General features: G+C 68.3%; 16 protein-coding genes. 7 read left to right on the top strand and 9 right to left on the bottom strand.

What is annotated here, in order from left to right; translation table 11 throughout:
* The first annotated feature begins 63 nt into the window (after nucleotides 1–63).
* The 3 genes from EV646_RS10685 to EV646_RS10675 all read left to right on the top strand — a co-directional run bounded on the left by EV646_RS10685 (nucleotide 64) and on the right by EV646_RS10675 (nucleotide 3,317).
* Entirely contained in the window at nucleotides 64–1,824 is a 1,761-nt protein-coding gene (locus tag EV646_RS10685; RefSeq protein ID WP_132146891.1) for a hypothetical protein, read from the top strand.
* Nucleotides 1,825–1,888: 64 nt separating this feature from the next.
* Entirely contained in the window at nucleotides 1,889–2,728 is an 840-nt protein-coding gene (locus EV646_RS10680) for an alpha/beta hydrolase (RefSeq protein WP_132146888.1), read from the top strand.
* A 64-nt stretch (nucleotides 2,729–2,792) separates the two neighbouring features.
* Nucleotides 2,793–3,317, top strand: a complete 525-nt coding sequence (locus EV646_RS10675; protein WP_132146885.1) for a dihydrofolate reductase family protein — start codon at nucleotides 2,793–2,795, stop codon at nucleotides 3,315–3,317.
* Between the two features lie 2 nt (nucleotides 3,318–3,319).
* On the opposite strand, the gene EV646_RS10670 is transcribed toward EV646_RS10675, so the two are convergent.
* From EV646_RS10670 to EV646_RS10665, 3 genes are all read right to left on the bottom strand, one after another.
* Nucleotides 3,320–4,168 carry a hypothetical protein gene (locus EV646_RS10670; RefSeq protein ID WP_132146882.1) on the bottom strand — a complete coding sequence of 283 codons (849 nt, stop codon included), beginning with the start codon at nucleotides 4,166–4,168 and terminating at the stop codon, nucleotides 3,320–3,322.
* Nucleotides 4,161–4,334: a hypothetical protein gene (locus EV646_RS38830; protein WP_158290940.1), complete on the bottom strand. Its 174-nt coding sequence runs from the start codon at nucleotides 4,332–4,334 to the stop codon at nucleotides 4,161–4,163. Before EV646_RS38830 ends, EV646_RS10670 begins: the two co-directional genes overlap by 8 nt.
* A gap of 76 nt (nucleotides 4,335–4,410) precedes the next feature.
* Nucleotides 4,411–5,199: a hypothetical protein gene (locus tag EV646_RS10665; protein WP_132146879.1), complete on the bottom strand. Its 789-nt coding sequence runs from the start codon at nucleotides 5,197–5,199 to the stop codon at nucleotides 4,411–4,413.
* Here EV646_RS10665 and EV646_RS40930 point away from each other — a divergent pair.
* The 4 genes from EV646_RS40930 (at nucleotide 5,158) to EV646_RS10645 (ending at nucleotide 8,014) form a co-directional block, all read left to right on the top strand.
* Nucleotides 5,158–5,493, top strand: coding sequence for a helix-turn-helix transcriptional regulator (locus EV646_RS40930; protein ID WP_132147799.1), 336 nt, complete (start codon nucleotides 5,158–5,160; stop codon nucleotides 5,491–5,493). The genes EV646_RS10665 and EV646_RS40930 overlap by 42 nt on opposite strands.
* Nucleotides 5,494–5,573: 80 nt before the next feature.
* Nucleotides 5,574–6,566 carry an NADPH:quinone oxidoreductase family protein gene (locus EV646_RS10655; RefSeq protein ID WP_132146876.1) on the top strand — a complete coding sequence of 331 codons (993 nt, stop codon included), beginning with the start codon at nucleotides 5,574–5,576 and terminating at the stop codon, nucleotides 6,564–6,566.
* Between the two features lie 40 nt (nucleotides 6,567–6,606).
* Entirely contained in the window at nucleotides 6,607–6,948 is a 342-nt protein-coding gene (locus EV646_RS10650; RefSeq protein ID WP_199236918.1) for an EthD family reductase, read from the top strand.
* 52 nt (nucleotides 6,949–7,000) lie between these two features.
* A complete protein-coding gene (locus EV646_RS10645) occupies nucleotides 7,001–8,014 on the top strand; it encodes an RNA polymerase subunit sigma-70 (protein WP_132146873.1) in 1,014 nt (337 codons plus the stop codon).
* Here EV646_RS10645 and EV646_RS10640 read toward each other — a convergent pair.
* From EV646_RS10640 to EV646_RS10615, 6 genes are all read right to left on the bottom strand, one after another.
* On the bottom strand, nucleotides 7,986–8,567 hold the full coding sequence (locus EV646_RS10640) for a dihydrofolate reductase family protein (RefSeq protein ID WP_132146870.1): 582 nt from the start codon (nucleotides 8,565–8,567) through the stop codon (nucleotides 7,986–7,988). The two genes, EV646_RS10645 and EV646_RS10640, sit on opposite strands and share 29 nt — an antisense overlap.
* A gap of 774 nt (nucleotides 8,568–9,341) precedes the next feature.
* The gene (hemB, locus tag EV646_RS10635) at nucleotides 9,342–10,328 is read right to left on the bottom strand and encodes a porphobilinogen synthase (RefSeq protein ID WP_132146867.1); all 987 of its coding nucleotides are present in this window, start codon (nucleotides 10,326–10,328) and stop codon (nucleotides 9,342–9,344) included.
* Nucleotides 10,329–10,333: 5 nt separating this feature from the next.
* On the bottom strand, nucleotides 10,334–12,073 hold the full coding sequence (locus EV646_RS10630; protein ID WP_241995746.1) for a bifunctional uroporphyrinogen-III C-methyltransferase/uroporphyrinogen-III synthase: 1,740 nt from the start codon (nucleotides 12,071–12,073) through the stop codon (nucleotides 10,334–10,336).
* Complete coding sequence (gene hemC / locus EV646_RS10625; protein ID WP_132146864.1) at nucleotides 12,070–12,951, bottom strand: hydroxymethylbilane synthase; 882 nt, start codon at nucleotides 12,949–12,951, stop codon at nucleotides 12,070–12,072. The genes EV646_RS10630 and hemC overlap by 4 nt, the downstream gene beginning before the upstream one ends.
* The gene (locus tag EV646_RS10620) at nucleotides 12,948–14,267 is read right to left on the bottom strand and encodes a glutamyl-tRNA reductase (RefSeq protein WP_132146861.1); all 1,320 of its coding nucleotides are present in this window, start codon (nucleotides 14,265–14,267) and stop codon (nucleotides 12,948–12,950) included. Before EV646_RS10620 ends, hemC begins: the two co-directional genes overlap by 4 nt.
* Nucleotides 14,264–15,019 (bottom strand): redox-sensing transcriptional repressor Rex, encoded by a 756-nt coding sequence (locus EV646_RS10615; RefSeq protein WP_132146858.1) that lies wholly within the window; start codon nucleotides 15,017–15,019, stop codon nucleotides 14,264–14,266. The genes EV646_RS10620 and EV646_RS10615 overlap by 4 nt, the downstream gene beginning before the upstream one ends.
* Nucleotides 15,020–15,112 lie beyond the last annotated feature (93 nt).

The following is a 15,112-nucleotide window of genomic DNA, read 5'->3' as shown; positions in this document are numbered from 1 at the left end:
GGGCATTTGGCAACCGCTTGCCGATCTCCGTCGCGGTGATCCCCTGTCAACTTGGAGGCTTCGATGCAGCGTCGTACGTTCCTGGCCGGCTCTTTGACCACGCTGACGATCGGCGCCCTCTACCCGGCCACCGCGGCCGGAGCGACCGATGCTGGACTAGCTGCTGTGGACGAAGACTTCCTGGCCGTACTGACCAAGGCCAACCAGACGCAGATCCCGCTCGTGCTGAGCACTCTCCAGAACCCCTCCGACAGTGTCCGGAACGTCGCGCGCAAAGCCCGGCGGCTCGTGTCCGGCTACGTCTGGGGCAAGTCGTCGTACTACCACGACGCCTCGCTGCTCGCGCCGCTGCAGTGGCTGGTCGAGCAGCTCGCGGCGCGGCAGCACGAGGACGGCCTGTACGACGTGGGCAACCTGCACTCGCCGCCGGACAGTTCGTTCGCGATCCAGGACGTCTGCATGATCTACGGCCTGCTCGACGCCGACGACCAGGCGGCGACACTGCCGCAGCGGGCGATTCTGGAGAAGGTGCTGAAGAAGGCGGGGCCGGCGCTGGCGGGCGGCGGGGTACACACGCCCAACCACCGCTGGGAGATCTCCGCCGCGCTGGCGCGTACGCACCACCTGTTCCCGGATCGCCGGTACGCCGCCCGGATCGACGACTGGCTCGACGAAGGCATCGACGCGACTCCCGACGGCATCTACAGCGAGCGGAGTTCGACGTACGCCTCGGAGGTCACGAACCACTGCCTGGTGACCGTCGCCTGGTTGCGCGACAAACCCGAGCTGCTCGAGTACGTCGAGCGCAACCTCGACGCGACGCTGTACTTCATCGAGCCGAACGGCGAGGTCGACACGGTCGCGTCGCGGCGGCAGGACCAGAACCGGATCCGCGAGGTCTGGTGGTATCTCACCCAGTTCCGCGAGCTCGCCCTGCACACCGGCGACGGACGCTTCTCGACTGTTGCCAAGAGCATCGAACAGCGCGGGACCGGTGAGCTTGGCGACTTCCTGGCCGAGGTGCTGGAACGGCCGGAGATCGCGGCGGTGCTGCCGGCCGCACAACCCGCGCCGACCGACTTCGTCCAGCACTTCCCGTCGCAGGCCTCGGCCCGGATCCGGCACGGCGCCCGTACGGCGTCGGTCTTCGGCGGCACCGACTTCCACGACATCCCGGTGATCTCGTCCGGGCTGTCCACGAACCCGACGTTCTTCAAGCTCCGGAACGGCGCCGCGATCCTGGACTCGGTGCGGCTGTCGCCGGTGTTCTTCAGCACCGGGCACTTCCGAGCCGACGGGATGCGCCGGGTGGGGCCGAACACGTACAAGTTGTCTCAGGAAGTAAAGGTGCCGTACCACCTGCCGCTGCCGAAACGGTACCGGCGTTCCGACGGCCTGTACGCGCTCACCTTGGACGGCCGGTTCTACGCCTCGATGGACTTTCCGCACCGGCCGAAGCAGTACCGCACGCTGCGGACCGACGTCACGATCGTTGAACTCGGCAACGGCTGGGACCTGTCCTTCGAGTTCGACGGCGACGAGACGTCGTACGCGATCGAGCTGTGCTTCCGTACCGGCGGGACACTGGCCGGCGTCGACGCACTGGATGCCTCCGGCAACTACCAGCTGTCGTCCGGCACCGGTTCCTACACCGTCGGCTCCGATCGCATCTCGTTCGGGCCGGGCAACGGGGCGACCCGGGTCGGCATGGATCCGGGCGAGCGGTACACCTACCTCGGCGGCAGCCTCACCCCGGACGGCCAGCGCGTCTACCTCACCGGCCGCACCCCGGGCCGCCAGGTTCTGCAGTTGCGTACGTCTTAGTTGGTGACTTCCCCGGGGTGCTCCAGTTATATGAGTGGAACAGACCACTTCATAGGGGGCGGGTATGGCGACGGCGCGCGAGCTGGGCGAGGTCGAGAAGGCGAACGCGTCGGGATTGCCGCCGGTGGTGTTCGTGCACGGGTTGTGGCTGCTGGCCGGGAGTTGGGCGCCGTGGCGGGAGATGTTCGAGGCGGCCGGGTTCGCCACGATCGCGCCGGGTTGGCCGGACGACCCCGAGACGGTCGCCGAGGGCCGGGCGAATCCTCGGTTGTTCGCCGGGAAATCGGTCGGCGCGGTCACGTCGCACTACGCGGAGCTGATCGGACGGCTGAAGCGTAAGCCGGCGATCGTCGGGCATTCGTTCGGCGGGCTGATCACGCAGAAGCTCGCCGGGATGGGGCTGGCCACGGTGTCGGTGCCGATCGATCCGGCGCCGGGGCGCGGGGTGCTGCCGTTGCCGCTGTCCGCGCTCAAGGCGTCGTTCCCGGTACTGAGCAACCCGGCCAACCGGTCCAAGGCGGTGATGCTGACGTACGGGCAATTCCGGTTCGCGTTCGCGAACGCCGTACCGGAGGGTGAGGCGCGGAAGCTGTACGACGAGTTCCCGGTGCCGGCGCCGGGTCTGCCACTGTTCCAGGCCGCGGTCGCGAATCTCAACCCGGGCAGCCAGACGCGGGTGAACCGGGCGAACCCGGACCGCGGACCGATGAAGTTCCTGTCCGGGCAGCGGGACAACACGGTGCCCTGGGCCATCACCAACGCGTCGTACAAGAAGCAGCGCGACCACGAGTCGGTGACCGAGATCGAGGAGCTCCCCGGCCGCGGCCACTCGCTGGTCTTCGACTCCGGCTGGGAGCAGGTCGCCGAGACCGCCCTGGTGTTCGTCCAGGACCACCACGGCTGAGCCCACCGGTGGGCCGTTGGGTGCGCGTGGAAAAATGGTGTCCCAAGCACAGACGGGGAGAGAAGTGAGTTTCCACGCGGCCGTTTTCATCGCCACCAGCCTCGACGGTTACATCGCGAGGCCGGACGGGTCCATCGACTGGCTCACCGAGCGCGGCGAACTGGCGGGCGACACCGGGTACGACGAGTTCATGGCGTCGGTCGACACCGTCGTACTGGGTCGCAACACCTACGAGAAGGTGCTCAGCTTCGGCTTCTGGCCGTACGACGGCAAGCAGGTCGAGGTGCTCAGTACGACGCTGGACGCGGACGCCGACGAGCGGATCATCGTCCACCGCACCCTGGACGGCCTGGTCGAAACGCTGAACGACCGCGGCGCCAAGCGCGTCTACGCCGACGGCGGCCGCGTCATCCAGACCTTCCTCCGCGCCGGCCTGCTGAACGAGCTCACCATCACCACCGCGCCGGTGCTACTGGGCGCCGGCATCCCGCTCTTCGGCGACCTGGACCAGGACGTCGCCCTCACCCACAACGCCACCCGAACCCTCAAAGCCGGCTTCACCCAATCCGACTACACCATCCACCGCTGAGGTCAGCGGTCGAGACCGTTGTTGCGTGCCTGCTCGGGCGCGAGGGCTCTCCCGATGCGCGAGTTCTTGTCCGCCGAACCAGGAGCTGTCTGGGCGGACGTCGAGGTCGGGTTCGCGGCCGCGCGGAAGGCGATCTCCAGTTCGTTGGCGCCTTGCGAAGCCTCACCGGCCAGATCGTCGGAGTAGTAGACAGCCTTGAGCCCACCGTGGAGATCCTCGACATCGCTCCCGACCACGGTAGCGACCGTGTCGATCAGCGACCCGGTGGTCGTCGGGTTCGTGAACTCGAGGGAGTGGCTCCGCAGGTGGTCCAGGTTCGAGCGAATGAACGCGAGCTGCGCCCTGGTGTTCTCGATGGTTTCAACCGCGGCGTTGAAAGCGTTGCCGAGCGTCGTCAGCCGTGCCCGCAGTTGGGCCGTCGTCGTCACCGGCTGGCCGGGGTCCTCCGGCTGGACCTCCGTGGCGGCCTGCTCAGTTGGCAGCGCGTCGATCTTGTCGAGGGATTCGCCGGCCACGCTGAAGGCCTTGGCAGCCCTCCCCAGCTTCTCCTGAACCTCGGCAACATCCTTTTGCGCTTCCACGAGCTGTTGGTTGATCTTGTCCGCGGCTCGCTGCGCTGCGAACAGGTGTTCGCGCGGACGCTTGGACTCGCGCATGTAATCGGCCTGCCTCGGCAGTTCCGCGATGTCGTCTTCGACAACCCAGAGCCGCTTCTCGGCAGCTTCCGCGGCAGCCGCCGCGATCGCCAGCTCACTGCGCACCTTCGCCACCGCGTTGGCAGCAGTATCGGCCAGGTTCGCCGCCTGCTGCCGGACCTGCTCCTTGGTCAGCTCCGGTGCCGGCTCACTCACTTGCTGCCTCACGGCTGAGGGCGTCGTCAGCGGCCAGGGCGGCGCGGATGCCATCTGCTACCCCGCGGAGCTCATCGCGGGCCGCACGGATGTCGCTCTGTACGGCGCGCAAAGCCTCAACCTCGTCCGGCTGCTCCGGCCCCCCGCTCGACGGCTGCTCCTGCACGGCGCCACTTCCTTTCGCTCAACGAACAGTCAGTCCACGACTGTAACCGCCCGCGGCCTTCGTCTCGCGCTGTCGGCTAGCGGTCGCGGCTGCTGCCTTGCGTTCGGCCGTCGGCGCGACGCCTCTGGTCCTCTCCGGACGCGGCGGCCCGGGTGCGGCGGCCGGCCGGGTCAGGCGGGTTCAGCCCGGCCCGGACCGCGCGGCCCAGAGCGCTGGCGTCCTTGGCCGCGTGGTATGCGCTCTGGCTGGCTTCGTCGAAGCCGGCGCCGAGATCGTCCACCCCGCCCGATACCGCGGCCACCTCGAGATTCATCGCGGCACTGGCGTCGTCGATCAGCGTCGCGGTCGCCGACCGATCGTCCACCCTCACCGGCAGCTGGAGCACCGGCACAAGGTGCGTGTCGGCATTCGTGAACCGCTTGGTGGTCTGCTGAAGGCGTTGGGTCGCGGTGTTGATCGCTTCCTCGAAGAGGTCCAGCTGCCGACGCAGTTGTTGCGCAGCCGCCACCGCGGGTCCTTCCTTACCGCCGGGCAACTTCTCGAGCTCGTCGACGTACACGCGGGCACTCGCGATCGTCAAGGCACCCTGCGTCAGGTGCTCGTGTATCACGTCGATCTTGTCGCGTACGTCTCCGAAGTGGACCTGGACGCCCCGGGCGAACTCGGGCACATTCGGCAGGTCACGCCGCCTCGTCTCATCCGACCGGATCTGGCCCGCGAGCCCCGTCAGGCCGACGATGCCCTCGTCCACCTTCGCGAGCTCGTCCTCCAGCTCATAGGCGGCGTCTGCTGCCATGGTCAAGTGGGTCCGCGCGACCGCTAGCTGAGTGAAGGTCTCGGTCGTCAGCTCTTCTCGGGTGCTCACCGCGCGAGCGTAACCCGCTCCGGGGCGCACATCAGGGTCTGCGACGACGGTGGTGAAGAGCTCGGCATCTCCCCGTCCGCCCTCCGCGCCTGCTTCACCCGCCTCCGCGGCACCAGCCCCCGTACGTCCCTCCAGAACGTCCGCCTCCGCCACGCCCTCGCCCACATCCGCAACTCCACGCTCCCCCTCCAAGCAATCGCAGACCTCACCGGCTACGACTCGGTCAGCCACCTGAGCCGGCACATCAAATCCGCAACCGGTGCTGCGCCGGGAGCCCTCCGCGCCATTGAATGAGCCGATTCCTTTTGGTGGTGGCCGGGATCTACATGGTGGGAGGCGCGGCCTCCCTTATGTACGCCAACAAGGAGAGACCCGTGAACATCCCCGCGACCATGCGAGCGCTGGAGCAGACTTCCCTGAGCGGCCCGCAGGATATGCGCCTGATCACCGACGCACTGGTGCCGAGCCCTGGTCCGGGCGAGGTCCTGATCCGCGTCACGTCCGCCGGAGTCAACTTCGCCGACATCTCGAAGGCCCGTGGCACGTTCCTGGACGGCCCGCAGCCGCCGTACCTCGCCGGTTTCGAGGCCGCCGGCGAGATCGTCGCGGTGGGCGAGTCCGTGACCGGGCCGCTGCCGGGGGCCAGGGTCGTCGGCGTCGGAACCGGTGCTTTCGCCGAGTACATGGTGCTGCCCGCGGCCGCGGCGATGCCGCTGCCCGTCGGCTGGACGGAGCAGCAGGCGCTCGGCCTGGTCGTGAACTGGCCCACCGCGCTGGCCGCCCTCAAACCTCTTGGCGGCATCACCGCAGGCGAGACCGTACTGATCCACGCCGCGGCGGGCGCGACCGGCCAGGCTGCGGTCACGATGGCCAAGCATTACGGTGCGACAGTCATCGCCACCGCCTCGCCGGGCAAGCACGAGACAGTACGCGCGCTGGGCGCCGACCACGTCCTGGACTCCGTCGACGGAGACCTGGTCGCCGACGTACTGCGGCTGACCGGCGGCGCCGGCGCAGATCTGGTGCTGGAGTCGGCCGGCGGCGCCACCCTAGACGCCAGCCTGGCCGCGGCCAAGCGGGTGACCGGCCGGGTGATCGTGTACGGCGTAGCGGGCGGCGAAGCGTCACTTACCAACTGGGAGCTGGTGTACAAGCACCAAGTCCACATCATCGGCTTCAACCTCGGCGTCCTGATCCAGGCCGCACCCCAGATCTTCGGCCAGGTCATGGGTGAACTGTCCGCACTCATCACTGCCGGCGTACTCAAACCCGGCCGGCCCACCACGTACGACCTGGCCGACGGCCCGAAAACCCTGACAGAGCTGGAATCCAGGACCACCACCGGCAAACTGGCCCTACTGCCCTGACGCCGCACACCGGAGGTTTCCACGACAGGAGTTGAACCCGATGACCACAACCGCATACCCGGCCGCCAAGCAGGTGGCCCGATTCGTCGTGATGTACGACGCCCCTTCCGACGTCGACGCCTTCGAACGTCACTACAACGACGTCCACATCCCGTTGGCCAAACAGTATCCCGGCCTGCGTCGGTACACGCGCAGTCACGAGCCGGCAGCCGTGATCGGCGAGCCGTGCTACCTGGTCGTCATGCTGGACTGGGACGACATGGCTGCGCTGGAAGCGGCGCTCGGGTCCGAGGTCGGGCGGCGCATCGGCGAGGACGCCGCGGCGAACCTGGCCCGCTACGCGACCTTCCGCGGCATGGTCCTGCAGCTCGACGAGGTCTGATGGCATCGAAACCTGGACCACGCCCAGACGTTCGCAGCATTAGGCTCGCGGCGTGACATCGCAGCCGCGGGAGGCATTGGATCACGACCGGTTCACGGCTGAGACCGGTCGGTTTCAGCGGGAGCTCTTGGCGCACTGTTACCGGATGGTCGGTTCGGCGCACGACGCCGAGGACTTGGTCCAGGAGACCTATCTGCGGGCGTGGCGCGCGTACGCCGGATTCGAGGGCCGGGCATCGATTCGGTCCTGGCTCTACAAGATCGCCACCAATGTCTGTCTCAGGGCGTTGGAGCCGCGCCGGATCCGGGTGCTCCCCTCGGGCCTGGCCGGCTCGTACGACGGACCTGATCGCCCGCCGAGTCTGGTCGCGCCGGGCGAGGTCTCGTGGTTGGAACCGTTGCCGAACGCATGGATCGCCCAGCCTGCCGATGATCCGGCGGCGGTGGTCGTCGCACGCGAGTCGCTACGGCTGGCCCTCATCGCCAGCCTGCAGCACCTGCCGGCCCGTCAACGGGCGATCCTCATTCTGCGCGACGTACTCGCGTTCTCCGCGGCCGAGACCGCGGAGATCCTCGACACCACGATCGCAGCGGTCAAGAGCGGCCTGCAGCGCGCCCGCGCCCGGCTGGACGAACTGGAGCTGGAGCCCACGGAGCTGCTCGAACCGACCGACCAGCGGGCACGCGCCCTGCTCGACGGTTACATCGCAGCGTTCGAGCGCTCCGATGCCAGCCTCCTGGAACAGGTACTGCGCGCCGACGCCACGCTGGAGGCAACGCCGTTCCGCGACTGGCAGTCGGGCCGGGCCATGTGCATCCACGTCCTCGGCGCGTACGTGCTGGGCACACCAGGCGACTGGCGAATGATCGCCACCACCGCCAACGGTCAACCCGCGGCCGTCGTCTACCACCGGGCCACGGATGGCACGCTCCGGGCGGACGGCGTGGTGGTGCTGACCCCCACCGCCACCGGCATCTCCCGCATCATCAAGTTCCACGACCCCGCCCTGGTCGCGACATTCGGCTTCCCGGACGTCCTCAGACATGCAGGGTGGGACGGTAAATGAGTTCCTGAATGTGACCGTCGAGCGTCCGGGTCTCGATCAGCTCGAGGTCGAAGTCAGCCGCCCCCTGGAAGATCGGGTCCACCCCGGTCTGACCGGTGATCACCGGAAAGACCGTCACCTGGACGCGATCGACCAGACCGGCAGCCATCAGCGCCCGGTTCATCGACAGGCTCCCGTTCGACCGCAACGGTACGTCGGACTCCTCCTTGAGCCGGGCCACCACGTCGACCGCGTCGCCGCTCGCAAGGGTCGCGTTCGGCCAGTCGAGCGGTCCTTCGAGTGTCCTCGACACCACGGTCGTCGGCAGGCGCATCATCCGGGTATTCACCGGGTCGTCCACCGTCGACTCCTCGACACTCGGTCCCAGCACCTGCACGAACTGCCGATAGGTGTTCCCCCCGAGCACCATCCGCTGCTCCCCGCCGTACAACTCAAGCCGCCGCTCGAGAAACTCCGGCCCCTGCTTCCCCCAATACCCGCCCCAGTCACCCCCGTCATACGACCCAAATCCGTCAAGACTGCAAAACACATCAAAGGTATAAACAGCGCTCACGACGCCCTCCTCAAAGTCCGGTTCTCACCCCTGCAACGAACACCTTCACCCCAATCCGACACCCACCCCCAGACTTCTTCCCGCGGACTCTCCCGTACGCCGGTTGCGTCCTGGATGATGAGCGCGTGCGCGCGTACCTGTCCGACCCGCGTAGGTCGGTGCAAGCCCTGATCACCGGCGTACCGTTCGGCATCGCGATGGGCCTGTCGGCCAAGCTCGACGGCGCGGCCTGGGCTGGAGCCGGCTTCATTCCAACTCCAAACCACAGAAACCCGCACCGACGGCAAACGCCCCCACGCCGCCCTCCTCGCCCGCCGCGTATCGCCTGGCCCACTTAGCAAGCCTGGGTAGCAGCACGGCCGCGACGTAATCGTCGTACCCGACGCTTCGCCGAGCCGCCGAAGCCTCGCCGAGTCGTGGAAGTGTGCTCCCGACTCGCCGAATCCTCAGCCAAAATCCACGACTCGATGAGCACCCTCCCGATGGTTCCGCTATCCGGCGCCAAACTCACCAACCGTCCGATTTCAGGACCCGCACGACCGTCAGCCCGACCCGATATCGGGTTATGTCACCGACAGCCCCTTCATTTGCCGCTAGCCGTCAAACAACCCGTTATCGGGCCGGCCAGTGTCCGAAAGTCGGCGGCGGCAAAGGCATCCACGACGACGCCGTTTCCAGGCTGGCGGTTGGCATGGAGTTCTCGTGGGCGGCAGCACGGAAGAGCAGGCCTGGCGAGGGCGACGGAGGAGCCGCTACTAGCACGCGTGGGGAGGTCTACCGGTGGTTGAGGAGGTGGACTGCGTCTGTGGCCCAGTAGGTGAGGATTGTGTCGGCGCCGGCTCGGCGGATGGAGGTGAGCGTTTCGAGGATGGCGCGGTCGCGGTCGATCCAGCCGTTGGCGGCGGCGGCTTCGACCATGGCGTATTCGCCGGAGATGTTGTACGCGGCAACGGGTACGTTCACGTGGTCGCGGACCTGGCGGATGATGTCGAGATAGGCCAGTGCGGGCTTGACCATGACGATGTCAGCGCCTTCGGCGATGTCGAGGTCGACCTCGCGGATGGCGTCGCGGGCGTTGGCGTTGTCCTGCTGGTAGGTCTTGCGGTCGCCGGTCAGCGACGAGCCGACGGCCTCACGGAAGGGTCCGAAGAAGGCGGATGCGTACTTCACCGCATAGGCCAGGATGACTGTGTCGATGAAACCGGCCGCGTCCAGCGCCGTACGTACAACGCCGACCTGGCCATCCATCATCCCGGACGGCCCGACGACGTGCGCGCCCGCCGAGGCCTGCGCGACACCCATCTCCGCATAGATCGCAAGCGTCGCGTCGTTGTCCACCCGGCCGGAAGAGTCCAGTACGCCGCAATGCCCGTGCGACGTGAATTCGTCCAGGCAAAGGTCGGACATCACCAGCAGCGCGTCGCCGGCCTCGGACACCGCGTCCCGGATCGCGACATTCAAAATCCCATCAGGGTCCAAAGCACCGGACCCCATCGCGTCCTTCTCAGCAGGTACGCCGAACAGCATGACGCCACCGAGACCCAGCTGTGCCGCCTCGACGATCGCCTTCCGGGCGGTGTCGCGGGTGTGCTGTACGACGCCCGGCATCGACTTGATCGCGATCGGCTCGCTGGCGTATTCCCGGATGAACATCGGCAGGATCAGCTGCCGCGGTTCCAGCGTGGTCTCAGCGACCAGCCTGCGAATCGCCGCGGACGACCTGAGCCGCCGCGGCCTGACCTCCGGGAAACCACCAGACAACAGAATCAGCTCTTCCGACGGGAGCCCGAGCGCCGCTCGGACGGGCGGGTGACCGGTTCACCGGCCTCGACCATGGTGTCACGCCGGTCGGCGCCGAATCGAGCGAGTGCGTCGGCCAGTTCCTCCGCGGACGGCGATTCGGCCATCGCGTCGACCCGCAGCCCGTGCTCCTCGGCCGTCTTCAGCGTGGCCGGGCCGATCACCGCGATCACCGTCGACGCGTGCGGCTTGCCGGCGATGCCGACCAGGTTCCGCACCGTCGAGGACGAGGTGAACACGACCGCGTCGAACTTGCCCGACTTGATCGCCTCGCGGGTCGGCGCCGGCGGCGGGGCGGCCCGCACGGTCCGGTACGCCGTGACGTCGTCGACCTCCCAGCCGAGATCGGTGAGCCCGGCAACGAGCGTCTCGGTGGCGATGTCGGCACGCGGCAGGAACACCCGGTTGATCGGGTCCAGCAGTTCGTCGTACGGCGGCCAGTCCTCGACCAGCCCGGCGGCGGACTGCTCACCGGACGGGATCAGGTCCGGACGGATGCCCCAGGCACCGATCGCCTCGGCGGTCTTGTCGCCGACCGCCGCGATCTTCAGCCCGGAGAACGCCCGCGCGTCCAGCCCGTACTCGTCGAACTTCTCCCGGACCGCCTTCACCGCGTTGACCGAGGTGAACGCGACCCACTCGTACCGGCCCTCGACCAGGCCGCGGATCGCCTTGTCCATCTGCTGCGGGTTGCGTGGCGGCTCGACCGAGATCGTCGGCACCTCTTCCGGCATCGCGCCGTACCGCCGGAGTCGGTCCATCAGCGGGCCGGCCTGATCCTTGGTGCGCGGCACCAGGATCCGCCAGCCGAACAGCGGCTTGGTCTCGAACCAGGACAGCGACTCGCGCTGCTCGACCACCGCGCCGACCACGATGACGGCCTCGCCGGTCACCTTCGCGGTGCGCAGGTCAGTGACGATGGTCTCCAGCGTGCCGACCACGCTCGTCTGCGCGGTCGTCGTACCACCGACCGTCAGGGCGACCGGGGTCGAAGCGTCGAAGCCGGCCTCGACCAGAGCCGCGACGGTGTCCTTCAACACCTCCACAGCGTTCAGCAGTACGAGCGTCTGCTTCGGGTGCAGCCGGGTCAGGTCGAGCTTGGCCTCGGCCAGGTCGATGACGGTGACCTCCCGGTCGCCCTTCATCGTCAGCGGGATCCCGGCGTACGTCGGTACGGCGCTGACCTCGCTGACACCCGGGATGACGTTGAACCCGATGCCGGCCTTCTTGCAGGCGGCTGCTTCCTCGGCGCCGCTGGAGAAGGTGAACGGGTCGCCGGTCAGCAGGCGTACCACGTTCGCCGCGGACTTCGCCGTCTTCACCACCAGCCGTGCCCGGGCGGCGACCTTCAACGCCCGGCTGCCCTCGGCGCCGGAGCCGTCGATCACCTCGACACCCGGCTTGCAGTACGCCAGGAAGGCGTCGTGCTCAGGGCCCTCGACCACGACGGCGTCGGCGTTCGCCAGTACGTCGCGGCCGGCCAGAGTCAGCAGGGCCGGGTCACCCGGGCCGACGCCGACGAATGTGACATGGCCGAGTGGTCTGGTCTGCTTGACCGTGCTGGTGGTGGCGATCTTCGCCGGCACCTTCTGAGCTGTGGATGCCGCGGTGGCGGCTGTCTTCGCGCTGCTCACGTCTGCCTTCGCCCTCGTCCTCGTCCTGCTTGTCTTCTTGGCCGTCGTCGTCGTACCCCGTGCCGCTGTCATATTCGCTCCAGCAACTCGTTCGCCAGCGCCCGGCCGAGTGCTACCGGGTCGTCGACGGACCCGTTCGCGGAGAGCCGTCGTACGCCGTCGTCCTGGCCGAGCGCGCCCCGCAGCCACAGCTCGGGACCGTCCTCACCTTCGACCACCTCGGCGAGCGCGCCGACCGGAGCCGTGCACCCTGCCTCGAGAGTGGCAAGCAGTTGCCGTTCCGCCGTCACCGCCGCACGCGTGGCCGGGTCGTCCAGCGGCGCCAGGGCGGCCAGTACCTCGGTGTCGTCCGCGCGGCACTCGATGCCCAGGGCACCTTGTCCCGGCGCGGGCAGGACCTGGATCGGATCCAGCGTCTCGGTCACCTCGGCGAGCCGTCCCAACCGGGACAACCCTGCCCTCGCGAGCACCACCGCGTCCAATTTGCCATCGGCCACCATCGCGATCCTGGTGTCCACGTTGCCGCGGATCCCGGTGCATTCAAGGCCGAGCCCGAGCGCGTCCAGCTGCGCGACCCGGCGCGCCGCACCGGTGCCGACCAGGGCGCCGGCCGGCAGCTCACCGAGGGTGAGACCGTCGCGGGCGACGAGGACGTCGCGCGGGTCCTCGCGGAGCGGGATGGCCCCGAGCTTCAGACCGTCGATCGGTGCGGTCGGAAGATCCTTCAGCGAGTGCACGGCGATGTCGATTTCTCCTGCCAGCAAGGCGTCGCGCAGCGCGCTGACGAAGATGCCGGTACCACCGATCTGCTCCACCGGCGCCCTGTTGATGTCACCGGTGGTGGTGATCAGAACGAGCTCGACCTCATGTCCGAGGCCGCGGAGCTCATCGGCCACGAGAGTCGACTGCGCGGTCGCGAGTGCGGACCGCCGGGTGCCCAGCCTGATCATGCGCGACCACCTTCAACCTTGGAGTCGGCACTGGTCTTACTGGTCTCCTCCGGCGTCTTGGCGGCGGTGACAGCATCGACGGTCGCCGGGTCGAGGGCGAACAGCGCGCGCAGGGCATCGGCGTACGTCGGTCCGCCGGGATCCGCAGCGAGTTCCTTCACGCGCACGGTCGGGTTGTGCAGCACCTTGTCCACCACCCGGCGAATGGTCCGGGCGACCTCGTTCCGCTGGGTCTCGTCCAGGCCGGGCAGCTTGCGGTCCAGCCGGGCCAGCTCGGAGTCGACCAGCTCGCTCGCCATCGCCCGCAGCGCGACCACGGTCGGCGCGACGGAGGCGGCCCGGCGAGTCGCTTCGAACGAACCCGTCTCCTCGCCGACGATCCGCCGTACTTCTTCGATGTCGTCCTCGCTGCCGCCCGCCGTACCGGCCAGGTCGGCGAGCGTCACCAGCGTCACGCCGGGGATGCGCGCGGCCTCGGGCGCGACGTCCCGCGGCAGTGCGACGTCCAGGACGCCGTACGGCCGCCCGTCCGTCGCGTTCCGGATCATCTCTTCGGTCAGTACGACGCCACGCGCGCCGGTGCACGACACGACGAGATCGGCCTCGGCCAGCGCGTCGGGCACGGCCGCCAGCTGGATCGCCGTACCGCCGACCCTCTCGGCCAGCGCCACCGCGCGGTCATAGTTGCGGTTGGCAATGGTCACGCTCGAAGCCCCGCCGTTGAGCAGGGTCTGCGCGGCCAGCGAAGCCATCGAGCCGGCGCCGACGATCAGCGTGCGACGGCCTGCGAACCCGCCGACCGCCTCGAGTCCGGCCGACACGACCGAACGCCCGGCGGAGTCGATACCGGTCTCGGTCCGAGCTCGCTTGCCGACCCGCAACGCCTGCTGGAACAGGGCATTGAGGTCGGTCTCGATCGTCTCCAGGTCCTGGCCGATGCGCAGCGATTCCTTCACCTGGCCGAGGATCTGGCTCTCGCCGACGACCATCGAGTCCAGCCCGACGGCAACCTGGAACAGGTGCGCGACGGCGCCTTCCTCGAAGTGCACGTAGAGGTGCTCCGCGAGATCCAGCAGCGGTACGCCGGTGATGTCGGACAGGATCGCGGTGACCTCGTCCATGCCGGCGTGGAAGCGGTCGACGGTCGCATAGACCTCGGTCCGGTTGCAGGTCGCGAGTACGGCGGACTCCGCGACAGCCGGAGTGTGTTTGACGGCCAGCGCCAGCTTGGTCGCCGCGTCCGCGTCCAGCGCGACTCGCTCGAGAACGTTGATATCCGCACTGCGGTGGCTGATGCCGACGACCAAATAGCTCATGCCCCGACACCTCCCCCGACGCTCGGGAGATCGGTGAGACCGTTCATCGCTGGTAGCTCGGGCACCTGGGGGAGCGCCGCCTCTCCGGACTTTCGTTGTTCGTGGTACGCCAGGATCTGCAACTCGATCGAGAGGTCCACCTTGCGGATGTCGACGCCGTCGGGCACGGACAGCACCACCGGCGCGAAGTTCAGGATGCTGGTCACCCCGGCGGCGACGAGCCGGTCGCACACCTCCTGGGCCGGACCGGCGGGAGTGGTGATGACACCGATCGAGACCCGGTCGGCCTTGACGATGGCCTCCAGCTCGGCGAAGTCGCGGACCTCCATGTCGCCGATCCGCTCGCCGACCAGGTTCGGGTCCGCGTCCAGCAGGGCGACGATGCGGAAACCGCGGGTACCGAAGCCGGAGTAGTTCGCCAGCGCGTGGCCCAGATTTCCGATTCCGACGATGACGACGGCCCAGTCCTGGGTGACGCCGATCTCGCGGGCGATCTGGTAGCGCAGATACTCGACGTCGTACCCCACGCCGCGGGTGCCGTAGGAGCCCAGGTAGGAGAGGTCCTTGCGGAGCTTGGCCGAGTTCACGCCGGCCGCGGTCGCCAGATCCTCGCTCGACGCAGTGGCGATGCCACTGTCCGACAGCGCGGTCAGGGCCCGCAGGTACACCGGCAAGCGCGCGACAGTCGCCTCGGGAATGCCGCGTTCGGTTCTCGTCGGCGGGCCGGGGCGACGGCTGCTGGCACGCGTCACAATTCTCCTGGGAACGGTTAGTTCGGGCCGCGGTCTGACGGCCGGCGGCCGTTCCTTACTCTAGGAGCTTGTGAACGTGAGAACAAAATCGGC

The sequence above is a fragment of the Kribbella antiqua genome (assembly GCF_004345665.1).
Taxonomy (GTDB): domain Bacteria; phylum Actinomycetota; class Actinomycetes; order Propionibacteriales; family Kribbellaceae; genus Kribbella; species Kribbella antiqua.
Note: the sequence above shows the minus strand (reverse complement) of the source record. Positions and strands in the feature narration are given on the sequence as shown.

What these genes read in the sequence shown, in the direction of transcription:
- EV646_RS10685 (WP_132146891.1), top strand. Translation starts at nt 64, where the DNA reads ATGCAGCGTCGTACGTTCCTGGCCGGCTCTTTGACCACGCTGACGATC.
- EV646_RS10620 (WP_132146861.1), bottom strand. Translation starts at nt 14,267, where the DNA reads ATGAGCTATTTGGTCGTCGGCATCAGCCACCGCAGTGCGGATATCAAC.
- hemC (WP_132146864.1), bottom strand. Translation starts at nt 12,951, where the DNA reads ATGATCAGGCTGGGCACCCGGCGGTCCGCACTCGCGACCGCGCAGTCG.
- EV646_RS10630 (WP_241995746.1), bottom strand. Translation starts at nt 12,073, where the DNA reads ATGACAGCGGCACGGGGTACGACGACGACGGCCAAGAAGACAAGCAGG.
- EV646_RS10650 (WP_199236918.1), top strand. Translation starts at nt 6,607, where the DNA reads ATGACCACAACCGCATACCCGGCCGCCAAGCAGGTGGCCCGATTCGTC.
- EV646_RS10680 (WP_132146888.1), top strand. Translation starts at nt 1,889, where the DNA reads ATGGCGACGGCGCGCGAGCTGGGCGAGGTCGAGAAGGCGAACGCGTCG.